11 protein-coding genes and 1 pseudogene are annotated in these 12876 nt (G+C 69.8%); 6 read left to right on the forward strand and 6 right to left on the reverse strand.

Annotated features, from left to right (window positions below):
• Window positions 1–45 precede the first annotated feature (45 nt).
• Window positions 46–189 (forward strand): hypothetical protein, encoded by a 144-nt coding sequence (locus LL946_RS00005; RefSeq protein ID WP_404383503.1) that lies wholly within the window; start codon window positions 46–48, stop codon window positions 187–189.
• Window positions 190–214: 25 nt separating this feature from the next.
• Here LL946_RS00005 and LL946_RS00010 read toward each other — a convergent pair whose 3' ends face one another.
• Both LL946_RS00010 and LL946_RS00015 read right to left on the reverse strand, forming a co-directional pair.
• Complete coding sequence (locus LL946_RS00010; RefSeq protein WP_404383505.1) at window positions 215–739, reverse strand: TIGR03086 family metal-binding protein; 525 nt, start codon at window positions 737–739, stop codon at window positions 215–217.
• Window positions 740–844: 105 nt separating this feature from the next.
• Window positions 845–1576, reverse strand: coding sequence for a SprT-like domain-containing protein (locus LL946_RS00015; RefSeq protein ID WP_404383507.1), 732 nt, complete (start codon window positions 1574–1576; stop codon window positions 845–847).
• Window positions 1577–1678: 102 nt separating this feature from the next.
• On the opposite strand from LL946_RS00015, the gene LL946_RS00020 reads away from it, so the two are divergent.
• Window positions 1679–2590, forward strand: a complete 912-nt coding sequence (locus LL946_RS00020; RefSeq protein ID WP_404383509.1) for an oxygenase MpaB family protein — start codon at window positions 1679–1681, stop codon at window positions 2588–2590.
• 56 nt (window positions 2591–2646) lie between these two features.
• Here LL946_RS00020 and LL946_RS00025 read toward each other — a convergent pair whose 3' ends face one another.
• A complete protein-coding gene (locus LL946_RS00025) occupies window positions 2647–4140 on the reverse strand; it encodes a DUF222 domain-containing protein (protein WP_404383511.1) in 1494 nt (497 codons plus the stop codon).
• Between the two features lie 223 nt (window positions 4141–4363).
• Between LL946_RS00025 and LL946_RS00030 the strand changes: the two genes are divergently transcribed.
• Together LL946_RS00030 and LL946_RS00035 are read left to right on the forward strand one after the other, a co-directional pair.
• Window positions 4364–5131: a ceramidase domain-containing protein gene (locus tag LL946_RS00030; protein ID WP_404383513.1), complete on the forward strand. Its 768-nt coding sequence runs from the start codon at window positions 4364–4366 to the stop codon at window positions 5129–5131.
• A gap of 9 nt (window positions 5132–5140) precedes the next feature.
• Window positions 5141–6100 carry an NYN domain-containing protein gene (locus LL946_RS00035; protein WP_404383515.1) on the forward strand — a complete coding sequence of 320 codons (960 nt, stop codon included), beginning with the start codon at window positions 5141–5143 and terminating at the stop codon, window positions 6098–6100.
• A gap of 106 nt (window positions 6101–6206) precedes the next feature.
• Here LL946_RS00035 and LL946_RS00040 read toward each other — a convergent pair whose 3' ends face one another.
• Window positions 6207–7937: a PKD domain-containing protein gene (locus LL946_RS00040; RefSeq protein ID WP_404383517.1), complete on the reverse strand. Its 1731-nt coding sequence runs from the start codon at window positions 7935–7937 to the stop codon at window positions 6207–6209.
• A gap of 383 nt (window positions 7938–8320) precedes the next feature.
• Here LL946_RS00040 and LL946_RS00045 point away from each other — a divergent pair, with 383 nt between their 5' ends.
• Window positions 8321–9493, forward strand: a complete 1173-nt coding sequence (locus LL946_RS00045; protein WP_404383519.1) for a LuxR C-terminal-related transcriptional regulator — start codon at window positions 8321–8323, stop codon at window positions 9491–9493.
• Here the strand turns inward: LL946_RS00045 and LL946_RS00050 are convergent.
• On the reverse strand, window positions 9480–10358 hold the full coding sequence (locus LL946_RS00050; protein WP_404383521.1) for an LLM class flavin-dependent oxidoreductase: 879 nt from the start codon (window positions 10356–10358) through the stop codon (window positions 9480–9482). The genes LL946_RS00045 and LL946_RS00050 overlap by 14 nt on opposite strands.
• Before the next feature lie 491 nt (window positions 10359–10849).
• On the opposite strand from LL946_RS00050, the pseudogene LL946_RS00055 reads away from it, so the two are divergent.
• Window positions 10850–11522, forward strand: a pseudogene (locus LL946_RS00055) (LuxR C-terminal-related transcriptional regulator).
• Window positions 11523–11924: 402 nt separating this feature from the next.
• Here LL946_RS00055 and LL946_RS00060 read toward each other — a convergent pair.
• Window positions 11925–12701, reverse strand: a complete 777-nt coding sequence (locus LL946_RS00060) for an Ltp family lipoprotein (protein ID WP_404383523.1) — start codon at window positions 12699–12701, stop codon at window positions 11925–11927.
• Window positions 12702–12876: the final 175 nt, after the last annotated feature.

The raw sequence follows: 12876 nt of genomic DNA on the forward strand, positions 1-12876 counted from the left end.
GAGCCTAGGGGTGTCGCCGGAGCGGCATCGGGTCGGATGTCGCACGTGGTGACGATCACGCGAGCCGACTTCAGCGACCCGGCACTGGGCCTGTTCATGGGCACGGTCGCGCTGGCGTCGCTGTCACCCGGACACGACGAGCTCAAGAGCATGCGCACCGATCCGAGGACCCCAACGGCACCTTCCTGACGATCGCCCTCTGAGACGCCCGCGATCAGCGGACCGTGCGTCCCGCGAACGCGGCGAGACGGTCCTGGACGGGGGCGTCCGGGCTGGCCTCGACCTCGGGTCCGAAGACGCCCTTGCGGTTGTCGGGCGTGAGGTTGTCGCGCATGAAGGCCAGCGCGCGCTCCGCCACCTCGTCGTCGAGATCGGTCGTGCTGCCGGTGGAGTGAGCCAGGTCCCAGCCGTGGACAGCGAACTCCGGGAGCGCTGCGCTGGACACGGAGCCGGCCTCACCCGAGGCGACCTTGTCGAGGAGGGCGTCGGCGGCGGCTCGGAACTCGGCGGCCGGGTCCTCACCCACGTCGGACGTCGCCGACCAGTCGACGTCCTTGCCGGCGGCCATGTCGGCGAACCGCTGCGGGGAGGCGACGACGTGCTTGACGAGGTCGCCGACGGTCCAGTCGCTGCAGGTCGACGGCTGGTCGTACTCGTCGGGGTTCACCTGGTCGAGCAGGGTCGCGGTCTGGTCGAGAGCGCGGGTGAGCAGGTCGCCGGCCTCAGTCTGGGAGCTCATGGGTGGAACCTTCCATGGACGATGGGCTGGTCCTCTCGACGGTAGTGACGGACAACCACAAGGTGGGCTCTCCGGTGCCGCCGATCTGCTGCCGCAATGAGGTGCTCAGCTCGCCAGGCGGTCGGCGACCTGGAGGACCTCGTTGGGCACGGCATACAGGTCGTCGCCGATGCGCACCTGGCTGCGGGTCGCGAACGCGGCCTCGACCTCGCCGACCGCTCCGTGCATGGGGCCGTCGGCGACGATGCGCACGAGGGCGCCCACCGGGAACGCGGAGACGCGGATCGGCTCGACCGCGGCCGCAGCAGGACGTCGTCGGCCGACGGCCACGCCGTGCCTGCGGATGATCTCGTCGAGCTCGTGGCGGTAGGCCTCGCCCATGTCGACCCGCCGACCCTCGTAGGTCCACGTCAGCACCGCGGTGGCATCGAACTCCGGCGAGCAGGCGAGGCAGCTCATGACGCGACCTGGTCGGCGGTGACGCGTGTAGGAGTGACCACGGGGGCACTCGCCCCGCCACGGACCCTCGACCTGCGGGGCATCGGCGTCGACGGTGCGCTGACCGGTGCAGCCGATCTCGACGGCCTTGGCGCGCCAGACCGCGTCATGCCCGTGCGCCGGGCCGACGAGGGCGTGGGCGATCTCGTGCAGGATCGTGTCGCGCACCTCGTCCTCGTCGTGGAGTCGGGTCAGCGGGCCACTCAGCGAGATCGTGCGGGCAGAGAAACGGCAGACGCCAGCACGCGTCTTGGCACGGTCGGTCGTCACCCGCCAGTGCTCGAGCCCGTGCTCGTGCAGCAGGTCACGCCCGAGGGCGAGCGCCGCTGGGATCTCCATGTCTCAATCGTGTCAGCGACCACCGACAGCGCACGGCGCCACTCACGGCTCACTGTCAGGGAACGTGTATAGGGTTTGTCCATCCCTTCGAAGAGGAGCACCATGCCGAGCCCCGATCCGACGTCCGACCGCTGGAGTGCGCGGGCCCGACGTCAGCTGGCCACCGCCCTGCGCTCCCGGGTGGCCGGTGACGACGCAGCCGAGAAGGCGGCCGTCATCTGGGGCGCCGAGGGCGAGCGCTGGTTCACGCCGGAGGATCCGGTCTGGCGGGTGCACGCCGACGCCGCGATGTTCCCGGGCGGCATCCGTGCGCTCCTCCTCCAGTCGCTGCACCCGCTCGCCATGGCCGGTGTCGCCGGGCACTCCGGCTTCAAGGGCGACCCGTGGGGGCGCCTGCAGCGCACGAGCGAGTTCCTCGCGACGACGACGTTCGGGACGATCGAGCACGCCGAGGCGCAGATCGCCCGCGTCCGCTCCATCCACGAGCGCGTGCGCGGCAAGGCCGAGGACGGACGGCCGTATGCCGCGAGCGACCCCCACCTGCTCCGGTGGGTGCACGTCACCGAGGTCGACAGCTTCCTCACGTCCTTCCAGCGGTACGCCGCCGAGCCGCTCACGGAGGCCGAGGCCGACCTCTACGTGGAGCAGACCTCGATCGTCGCGCGACGGCTCGGCGTGGTCGACCCCCCGCTGACGACCGCGGAGCTGGAGGCCGTCATCGACTCCTACCGTCCTGAGCTCGAGTCGACCACGGCGTCGCGCGAGGCGGCACGCTTCCTCCTCCTGCACCCCCCGCTCCCCCTCGCCGCACGACCCGGGTATGCCGCCCTGGCCGCCGGCGCCGTGGCGCTGCTGCCGCGGTGGGCTCGCCGGCCTCTGCGTCTCCCCTGGCTGCCGGTGACCGAGATGGTGCTGGCGCGACCGCTCGGTGACGCCGCCACCGCGACGGTGCGATGGGCCATGACCGACCCGCGCGACGTGCGCACCGTCGCCACGCAGTCACGGATGGGCTGATCAGCACGTCACAGTCACATCGGCCGAACCGAACACCGGCGAGGCGCGGCGGTGTGTCAGGCAGACACGTCCCAGAGAGCATGCTCGTCACGCCACGTGGCGTGGTCGGCTTCGAGGTCGGCTTCGAGGTCGTCGGCGAACGCGACCAGGACCCCATCGGGGATCGCCGAGGCCCAGCCGTCCGGCGGACCGGTGTCGAGGCGTCGCCGGCGATGGCTCGGATCCGATCGAGCGCGGGCCCGTGCCAGCGTCGCCAGCCGCTCGGGAAGCTCGCGGTCGTAGCTCCCGGGGCTCAGGTCCCACGTCACTGACCGGCCGTCCTCGTCGGGTGGATGCACGATCGCGATGAGACGACGGTCATGGACCACGGTGTGGTGGCGCTGGCAGAGCAGGGCTGAGTTGGCGAGGTCCGAAGGCCCGCCGTCGGTCCAGTGAACGAGGTGGTGCGCCTGCGCCCAGGCCGCGGGCGTGGTGCATCCCGGGAACGTGCACTGCCCGTCGCGGTGCCACAGCACCCGGCGCTGCCCTCGCGTGAACAGTCGGGTGGCGCGGCCGAGGTCGACGACCTCTCCGTCGGCGCCGAGGACCACGGGGACGACGTCGGCGTCGCAGGCGAGCTGCCGCACGACCGACGGGGCGAGCATCGTCTGGCGCGCCCGCGAACCCATGACGCAACCGGTCCCCGCGGAGCCGTCCGAACCAGCGAGTCCCGCCACCAGGTCGGCGAGCCCGATCGACACGTGGACCACGGTGGCAGAACCACCGGGTCCTGACGCCCCGGCGTCGTCCGCCGCCGCACCGGCGAGCACGGCAGCCAACGCCTCCACCCGCCTCTGCCCGGCGCACCGCAGATCCACCTCACCGGTGACGGGGTTCGGCGCCGGCTTCGACAGCGGTCCGATCGCCGCCTCGAGTCTCGTCGCCTGCGCGGGTGTCATCGCCATCCTGTACTCGGTCAGGTCACCGTCCGCCACGACCGGGCTCGACAGGAACGCCCCGGCGCGCAACCGTCGCTGCTTGTCGTCGAACTCGCCCTCTCGTCCGTACTTCGCGAGCAGGCGGGGCCGGATCTTGCGCGCCTCGGCCTGACCCCACGCGACGCCGTGGTCGAGGATGGCTCCGGTCACCGTCGGCACGGCCTCGTCGGTGAGCAGGTCCTTCATCCGAGCCATCTCGCGCAACGCCGTGACCGCCAGCCCGACACCGACCTCCCCGGACAGGACGCGCCCCCACACGATCCCCTCGGGGCGGCTCTCGTCGGCGAACGGGCCGGCGTCCGGGCCGCCACGCGCCCACAAGCCACCGGGCGCCGACGCAGCTGCGTCCTGGGCCAGCTGGGCCACCTGACCGGCTCCGCCCTGACGCAGCGACGGTGCGTGCTCGCGCACCCAGGCATGGACCGAGCCCGCCCCTCGCCGGGCCGAGGCGAACTCGCCACGATGTGCCGCCTCGGCGGTGACACGCACCTGCGCGGCGGCCGCCTGCGACTTCACCTCGTCGGCCAGGGTCATGAGCTCTGCGAGGTCACCGGCACTCAGCGAGGACAGCACCTCGCCAAGCCCGGAGAGTCGGTCCCGAGCAGCTGTCAGCACCCCACGCAACGGCGTGGCGGGTGCGTGCTGCTCGCATCGGGTCCCCTCCTCCAACGACTGACCTCCACGCTATCGGCGACCACTGACAGCCAAGCCGGGACAGGACCGACGGCGGTGTGACACGTTGGGAGCCGTGCCGCCACGACAACCGCCGAGGTCGCCGAGAGCCGCTCAGCGCCCCTTGGTCGTCACTCTGACCGCCGCAGCCGCGTCCGTCGGACTGCTCGCTGCCGCCCTTGCCTTCGGCTGGCTCGGACCGGACGTCGGACGCGGCGGCAGCTTCTGCGAGGAAGCCCTCGACGCGGTGGTCAAGCAGCCCGCCAACACGTTCAGCAACCTCGGCTTCGTCGTCGCCGGCCTCGCCATCGCGGCTCACGTCGCCCGACGCGGGGCCGGCACGATGAGCGCGAGTCTCGGGACGGCATACGCGGTCCTGGTCGTCCTGCTGGGTCCGGGAAGTGCAGCGATGCACGCATCGGAGAGCGCGCTGGGAGGTCACCTCGACCTCTACAGCATGTACCTGCTCGCGAGCTTCGTCCTCTCGTATGCCGCCGCTAGGCTCCTCGCGCTCCCGGCTGCCGGCTTCGCAGGGCTCTTCGTCGTCGCCCTCGGGGTGTGCACCGTGGCCGAGTTCGTGTCGGCCGACGTTCCGGTCGTCATGACGGTGGGGAACGCCGTCTTCGGTGTGATGCTGCTCGCGGCACTCGGTCTGGAAGCGTTGTCGCGCAGGCGAACGACCCGCCTCGACCTGCGCTGGGGACTTGCGTCGGTCGCGACCCTCGTCGTCGCGTTCGCGATCTGGAACACCGGTAAGGACGGTGGAGTGCTGTGCGACCCGGGCTCGTGGCTCCAGCCGCACGCCGTGTGGCACGTCCTCGACGCCGTGGCCGCGTGGCTGCTGTTCCGCTACTACGCGAGCGGGGGCGGCGGGTCCGACGGCGACGGCTAGGGTCGGGTCATGCCTGACAGGACTCGGGTCGCGGTTTACCTCGACTTCGACAACATGGTCATCTCCCGCTACGACAACCTGCACGGTGTCGGGTCGTGGCGGCGCGACAACGCCCGCGACCACTCCCCCGGCGAGAGCGGTGGTGACGGCGTGGCTGCAGGGCGGCTCGGGGAGGCGGTCGTGGACCTGGGCGCGATCATCGACTACGCGTCGTCCTTCGGCGTCGTCGCCCTCACCCGCGCGTACGCCGACTGGTCGGTGCCGGCCAACGCGGCCTATAAGGGCCAGCTCATCGACCGGGCCGTCGACCTCGTCCAGCTCTTCGCGACCTCGGGGACCAAGAACGGCGCCGACATCCGACTCTCGATCGACGCCGTCAACGACCTCGTCGACCATGCCGACCTGACCCACGTCGTCATCGTCGGTGGGGACTCGGACTACATCGCGCTCGCGCAGCGCTGTCGGCGGATGGGCCGCTTCGTCGTCGGCATCGGGGTCACGGGGTCGACGAGTCGGGCGCTGGTCGCGGCGTGCGACGAGTTCAGCGACTACGACGACCTGCCGAGCGTCCAGGCGGTCACGCCGAAGGCGGCGGCCGTGGCGCCGGTCTTCAGTGAGCCAGCCGCAACCGGGACGACCAAGAAGAAGGCCGCGACCAAGAAGGCTGTGTCGGCCAAGGCCACCAAGGAACCGGCCTCTCCCCCGCCGAAGAAGGCCCTGACCCCCGCCGAGAAGGCGAACCAGAAGGCCACCGAGCTGCTGGTCCGGGCGATCCGCGTGGGGATGGAGAGGAGTGACGACGGGTGGCAGTTCTACTCATCGATCAAGAGCCAGATGCTGCGGATGGACTCGACCTTCAAGGAGAAGTCGTTGGGCTACTCGTCGTTCCGCGCCTTCATCGAGGACCGCTCCGACGTCGTGGAACTCCAGTCCCGGGACAACGGTGAGGTGGCCGTCCGGCTTCGCTGATCGGCGACCGTGACACCAGCAGCCTGACCCAGCCGGGCTGGCTGGGTCAGGCTGCTGCGGAACGGAACTCGACGGCATACGGCCGGTTTGCTCCGTGACGGAATCGTCAGCGCAGGTCGATGAAGACCGTGGCGGGGGCGAAAAGCGTCGGGTCGTTCACGGTGATCCGGTAGGTGCCGATCGTGAGGGCCGCACCACCGAAGAACTCACTCCTCTTGGTGGAGAGGTTGTAGTGGTAGTGCTCACCGTTCCAGGCCATGAGCTTGCCGTTCGTCGGGACCTCGGTGATCTCCGCCTCGTTGACCGGTCCGGCCGGTGTGGAGTCGATCTTGTCGAGCTGGACCATCGGGCTCAGGGTCTGGACGAGGTTCCCGGAGCAGTCGGTGACCGTGATCTTGAGCGGGATCGTGCTGCCGAGCTTGAAGACACTGCGAGCGCCTCCCGCGTCGATCGGCGCGCCGAAGGCGGAGGCCGTGTTCTTCGTCGTGACGCTCGCAGATCCGGAGTCCGCGGCACCCTCGTCGTCGGTGACCGTCGCCGTGACGGTGTAGGAGCCCGCCGCCGCGTAGGTGTGTGAACCCGTGGCCGTCCCGGCGCCAGCAGTCTCGGACACGGTGGCTCCACCAGAAGCGCCGTCGCCCCAGTCGAGTGTGGCCGTGTGAGTGTCGTTGGTGCCCGCGTCGCTGAAGGACGCGGAGGCTGAGACGGTGCACGCGGCGGTGAACGTGGTGGAGACCGAGGCGACCTCCGGCGCGACGTTGCTCACCGTGAGCGTGGCGTTCGAGGCGACGGGCGCGCTCACGCCGTCGTCACCGGTCAACGTCAACGTGTAGGTGCCGTCATCGGTGCACGTGACGGTGGTGGTCGGGTCGGTGGCGTCGGCGAAGGTGCAGGTCGCACCCGCGTCCGCGGAGTCGGCCACGTAGGACCACTGCGAGGTCACGGTGCCGTCGTCGGTCGCCGTCCCTGCCAAGGTCACCGCGGAACCTTCGGCTCCGGAGTACGGGCCGCCTGCAGTGACGGTGGGCGGTGCGTCGATGGGCTGGTAGCAGTTGATCAGCTGCCAGCTGTGGACGTCGTGGTGAGCGGCCGCTGAACCGGTGCCCGACGTGAAGCCGACGAAGGCGTCAGTGGCGTCCGGGCCGGCACCGCCGAGGATGTCCGGAAGGTTGAGCGTCTTGGTGAGCAGGGCACTGAGAGGCCGAGTGTCGGAGTCAGCAAGTCGGACCTCGAGCTGGTCGGTGACGCCGTTGTAGTCGACCCAGGCCCGATGCAGTGCCCCTGAGTTGTCCAGGGCCACCGGGCTGGTGATCGTGGGGTTGGAGGTGATGTCACCGTTGACGTCGATGCCGACGTGGTTGCCGTCGATGTCGTAGCCCCCGTTGAACCAGTTGTCGAACTCCACCCCGATGCTCTGGTCGATCCCCATGTAGCCGATCCCACCCCCGAGGCCACCGACGCTGTTGGACACGTTCTGCACGGTGAAGACGAGACCGTCCGCCCCGCCGCCCTGCTGAGCGGTGAAGCTGAACGTGAAGAAGGTGCTGAACGAGCCGTCGTTGAGGAAGCTCACCTTGCTGCTCGTGAAGGCTGTGCCGGCCTGGCTGAACTGGCTCGGCGTGACACGGAGGACCTTGCTCCCGGCAACGCCGGCGACGGCGGCGCTCCCGTTCAGCGTCAGTGGTGCCGGCATCGGGTCGTCGAACGTGGTGTAGGTGAGCGTCGAGCAGACCGGGTCGATGGCGTGGGCCGCCTGGACCGGGACGACGAGCGCGGCCGCGGTGAGAGCGGTGGCACCGGCGAGGGCCAGTCCCTTGCGCGATGGTGACGATGTCATGGATGGCGGCACCGAGCTGCGCCGCGACGAAAGGAAGAACATGGTGTGGCCTTGTCTCTTGGATGGGCTGGTTTCACCTCGAGGTGGGCAGTGATGGCTCCCCCGAGCAACTCCTCCACGGTCCACCCGGGGCACCGACGGGCACATCGGGCAAATGCCCTACGAGCACGCTCGATCGCTGTCATAGTCGAAAGGTGCCGTGGTCACGACCGCTGCAGGGGCGGGAGGACGTGGTCATCAGGGGGTTGCGCCTGTTGGCCGATCCCTGCACGCGAGTCCTCACCCTCACGGGACTCCCGGGGGTGGGGACGACCAGCGTCGCCAAGGCGGTGCTGGCCCGCACGCCCGTCACCTCGAGTCCGCGAGGTACCTCGAATCCTGCTGTGCCACAGTCGGTTCGGATCGTCGAGGCACGCCATTGGACGACACCGGGGTTGCTCGGACGCTCGGTGACGGAGGCGCTGGACACCGCGGACCTCGTCCTCATCGACGACGCCGACCACTCCCCCGATGCCGCCGCGGAGCTGTGGCACATTCTCCTCCGGCAGCCTGCTGCACGCCTCGTCGTCACCGCCCGCTCGCCGCTCCACCTTCCCTGCGAGTCGGTGATCCGGGTCCCACCCCTCCCGGACGTCGGTCCTGAGGTCTCCCTCGAGACGTATGCCGCGCAGCCCGCCGTCCGCGTGTTCCTCGACGCTGCCCATCGGACCGGCACCACAGCGGATCTCGACGGCGAGGCTCTTCGGGACATCGCAGCCATCTGTGCAGAGCTCGGCGGAATACCCAAGGCGATCGAGATGGCAGCGGCGCGGTCCGCAGCGCTGTGCCCCTCGGTCCTGTTGGCGCGGCTGCGGAGCTCGTCGCGTGCTGCGGTCATCACGAGCCGGCACCTCGGACACGACCTGGCCGACGACCACGACCTGTTCCACACGATGCGGTGGAGCGCCTCCTTGCTGTCGAACTTCTCGAGGGACCTGCTGGGCGCCCTCTCCGTGTTCCACTCGGCGGTCTCCCTCGACGCGATCGAGGCTGTCACAGCCCGACCGATCGACATCGATGCCCTGTCCGACCTCGTGGAGGCTCACCTCGTCGACCCGGTGCACAGCCAGTCAGGGAGTCACTACCGGCTGTCCCCCCTGGTCAGGGAGCACGCGCTTGAGCTGCTGGCAGACGATCCCGAGCGTGCCGCGGAACTGCGGGCACGGCATACGGAATGGGCTGTGTCCGTGATGGCGGAGGTTCCCGAGATCGAGGAGACGGCGGTCGCTGCCCTCCACCGCCCGCCCAGCCCCTCCGCTGCGTCCGGGGCGTCCTGCCTGCCGGAGCAGCTGACGGAGCGCGAGCGCGAGGTCCTCGGCTCGATGATCTCCGGCGCCACCAACAAGGAGCTCTCCCTGCTGCTCGGCATCAGCGCGAAGACGGTCATGCACCACACGTCGAGCATCTATCGCAAGCTCGGCGTGCGCAGCCGGTCCGAGGCGGTCGCGTGGGCGATGCGGCACGACGAGTGGGAGAGCGCGGGCAGCAGGCGCCTGCTCCACCTCACGACCCGTTGACCTTCGACGCGACCTCCGCCAGGACCTCGGGGTCGCTGGAGAACCGTCCGCCCGAGACCTCCGTCGGCCAGTAGCAGACCAGCTCGTCGAGGCCGCACGCCTCCGCCGCCGCCACCTCGTCCTCGAGCGACGCCCTCGAAGCGAGGGGCCGGTAGCCGGCATACCCGACGAGGACCGAGCGAGAGATGGACCGCGGGTCGTTCGACGCACCGTCACACGCCCGGTCCATGTCGGCACCCTGCCGCCGCACGACCTCCCAGAACTCCTCTCGGGTCGCCCCCACGGCCTGCGCCCCTCCATAGGTGCTCCACCCGTCCGCGGACGTCGCGACGAGCTCGAAGCCGCGGTTCCCGTGGGCGGCCACGACCAGCCTCGGCCGACGAGAGCCGGGCGCGAGAGGCGCCGTCGCGAGCCCGGAGAACGACACGGCGTCGCTAGCGTACCCAGCCTCTCCTGCCCACACCGCATGAAGCCCTCGGACGACGTGAACCAGCCGGGTATGCCGTCCGCGCGCGTCCGTCTCCTCGCCCCGGTCCGCGATCCCGTCCGCCGCCGCGCCGGCGCCGACGCCGAGGGTGAAGCGCCCGCCGCTGACGTCCTGGAGCGTCGACGACTGACGGGCGAGCGTGACCGGGCTGCGGATCAGGGCCGACGCGACCAGGGTGCCGAGGCCGATCCTCGTCGTGACGGTGGCCGCCACGGCGAGCGTTGTCCACGGGTCGGCGAGCCACTCCCCCGTCATCGTGGGGTGCGTGAGGTGGTCGGCGACGTATGCCGTGTCGAGGCCTGCTGCTTCCACATCACCCCAGGTGTTCGCGGCCTCCGACCACGGCTGCGAGGAAATGATGAGCGTACTGATCCGCACCCGTGCTCCTCTCCGTCACCGACAGGCGTAGACCGCGTAGCGACATCGGTGTCGTGCACCGTCACGGTATCGAGCCCGGACCCGTCCGGAGCCTCGTTCGAGAAGCACGCGCCCCGGGTGGCCGCGCCCCGGGACGCGGCCACACGGCATACCGCTCGGCCGGGCTGCCGGTGTCCGTGTCGGTTAGGGGGCAGGAGCGCGAGCTGGCACCGGGGCTGGACCTCACGGCATACCGGCTCGTCCAAGATGGACTGACGAACACGCTGCGGCACGCGCGTTCGCCGCAGCCCGCGGAGGTGTCGATCGCGTTCGGGGAGAGGGCGATCGAGCTGGCAGTGCGCGACGACGGTGTCGATGCCGGCACTCCGAACGGGGTGGAACGGGCTCACCGGGATGTGCGAAAGGGTTGCGGTGTAAGGCGGTTCGCTCGTCGCGCGGCCGCGGCGCGAGGGTGGGTTCGAGCTCGTGGCGCGACTGCCGCTGGAGTCGGCATGACGTCGTCGTCGGCCGGTGCAGCCGCTGAAGCGTCAGCGGAGGGTCGGCCGATCCGGGTGCTCGTCGTCGACGACCAGGCGCTGGTGCGAGCCGGCTTCCGGATGATCCATGAGATCGAGCCGGACCTCGAGGTCGTGGGCGAGACCGCGGACGGTGAGTCTGCCGTGGCGTTGGCTGCGGAGCTGTCGCCCGAAGTCGTGCTCATGGATGTGCGTATGCCGGGTGTCGACGGGATCGAGGCGACGCGGCGTCTCTTGAGTCGCGATGGAGCAGGCCGGTGCAAGCGGGTTCCTGCTCAAGGACGTGCCGCCAGAGCTTCTCGTCGCGGGCATCCGGGCGGTGCATGCCGGGTAATCGTTGCTCGCGCCGACGGTGACGCGGCGGATGATCGAGGCGTTCATCGAGCGGGGTCCCGGGTCGGATGGTGCGCTGGATGCGGCTGCAGCACAACGGCTCTCGTCGCTCACGGCTCGTGAGCGGGAGGTCTTGGCGCTGGTGGCGCGAGGCCTAACGAACGCGGAGATCGCCCGTGAGCTGTTCGTGTCGGAGACGACGGTGAAGACGCACGTCGGGCGGGTGCTCATGAAGCTCGGGCTGCGGGACCGCGTGCAAGCCGCGATCTTCGCCTATGAGTCAGGCGTGCCGATGGGCCGTGGTCGGGAAGTTTGACACGGCCCGGCGGTGGATGACCCCTCGGGCCCGTGGGTCATCTCCGGCAGAGTCCCCGACCATGGCTGCTCAGAATCGACCGGCCAGACGCAGAGCACCGCAGGACGCCTGCTCGCCGCACTCGACAGGTTTCTCATCCTGGGCCTTGTCTCGGTGGGAGCAACGCTCGTCGGATGGATCGCCCAGACGGGCTGGATGAGGTGTCAGGACCAGCCCACGGAGTGCAGCTAATCTGGATCACGGCCGGCGTGCCCCGTGGTTGTCCTTCCTCGCTGAGTGTGCACGGCCGTGTCCACGTGTGAGGAACGCGAGGTTGTCGGCAGCGACATCGGTGCCTGACCAACCGTGGCCCCAACCGACGGTCTTGGCGGTTGGGGCAACAGTCGCTCCTGGAACCGCGGCTCAGAGACCGACGGAGTCGGCTCCGTGCTTGGCCTGGGCGTTGGTGTACCCCTCGAACTCCAACTGCCTGATGAGCGAGGAACGGGAGAACCCGGACATCTCGGTGTAGCCCTTGGCCGACTCTGCAGCCTCTGCGTTCCAGTCGACCGTCAGGGTGCCGATCGCAACCTGGGCATCCTTGGCCGAAAAGCCCTCGAACTCCAGTTGCTTGATGAGGCCCTTCTTGGAGAAGCCCGCGTAGTCCAAGTAGGACTCGGCCTGGCGAACCGCCATTTCCTGCGCAGTGCTCAGTTCGGGCTCCACCGGGGCAACCGGCGCCACGGTCGCTTGCTTCTTCGGTGCCGGAGGTGGGGTCGTCGGTGCGGGCGCAGCCACCGTGGCCGCTGCGGGGGCAGTCGGTGTGGCGGAGGGTGCAGTGCTCGTGGGGCTGGCGGGCGCCGTGGCAGTCGGAGTGCCGTCCACTCCGCTGGCCTCGACGGGGTCCCCCTCGCCGCTTCCGCTGAGAGCGCTGAACATGATCACAAGGGCCACCAGCCCAGCCGGGATGATGAAGCGCTTCTTCCTGAACCACGGTCTGGGCGCGGCGCTCGTCTGCGCCTGGCCAGCCGAGTTGACCGGTTCGGTTGAGGCACCGATGTAGCTCTGCTCTGAGGGCATGCCTTCCGTGGTCGGGGACTGCTTGATGCCCGGGGCGAAGTGCTCGGTCCAGCGCTCTCCATCCCAGTAGCGCTGGCGACCGTCTTCTTGTGGATACCAACCTGCTGGCGCGTTGCTCATGGGCTTCTTCCTGGTCGAATCGAGTGAGGTTCTTGGGCATGGCGAAGGCGTCCATCCCCACGCTGCTTCTCCTGGTTTGGCAGCCACCGTTGCTCGATGGTCTCCCCCCACGCAGGCACGATCGTAGGGACCTAAGTCACCCATTGCCGGCGATTGCTGCTACTGCGCAAATTTC

The sequence above is a fragment of the Knoellia locipacati genome (assembly GCF_044791685.1).
In the GTDB taxonomy this organism is placed as follows: Bacteria; Actinomycetota; Actinomycetes; order Actinomycetales; family Dermatophilaceae; genus Knoellia; species Knoellia locipacati_A.

Bases quoted from the DNA above. Each gene is read 5' to 3' on its own strand.
- LL946_RS00040 (WP_404383517.1), bottom strand. From the start codon at position 7,937: ATGACATCGTCACCATCGCGCAAGGGACTGGCCCTCGCCGGTGCCACC.
- LL946_RS00035 (WP_404383515.1), top strand. From the start codon at position 5,141: ATGCCTGACAGGACTCGGGTCGCGGTTTACCTCGACTTCGACAACATG.
- LL946_RS00060 (WP_404383523.1), bottom strand. From the start codon at position 12,701: ATGAGCAACGCGCCAGCAGGTTGGTATCCACAAGAAGACGGTCGCCAG.
- LL946_RS00020 (WP_404383509.1), top strand. From the start codon at position 1,679: ATGCCGAGCCCCGATCCGACGTCCGACCGCTGGAGTGCGCGGGCCCGA.
- LL946_RS00010 (WP_404383505.1), bottom strand. From the start codon at position 739: ATGAGCTCCCAGACTGAGGCCGGCGACCTGCTCACCCGCGCTCTCGAC.
- LL946_RS00015 (WP_404383507.1), bottom strand. From the start codon at position 1,576: ATGGAGATCCCAGCGGCGCTCGCCCTCGGGCGTGACCTGCTGCACGAG.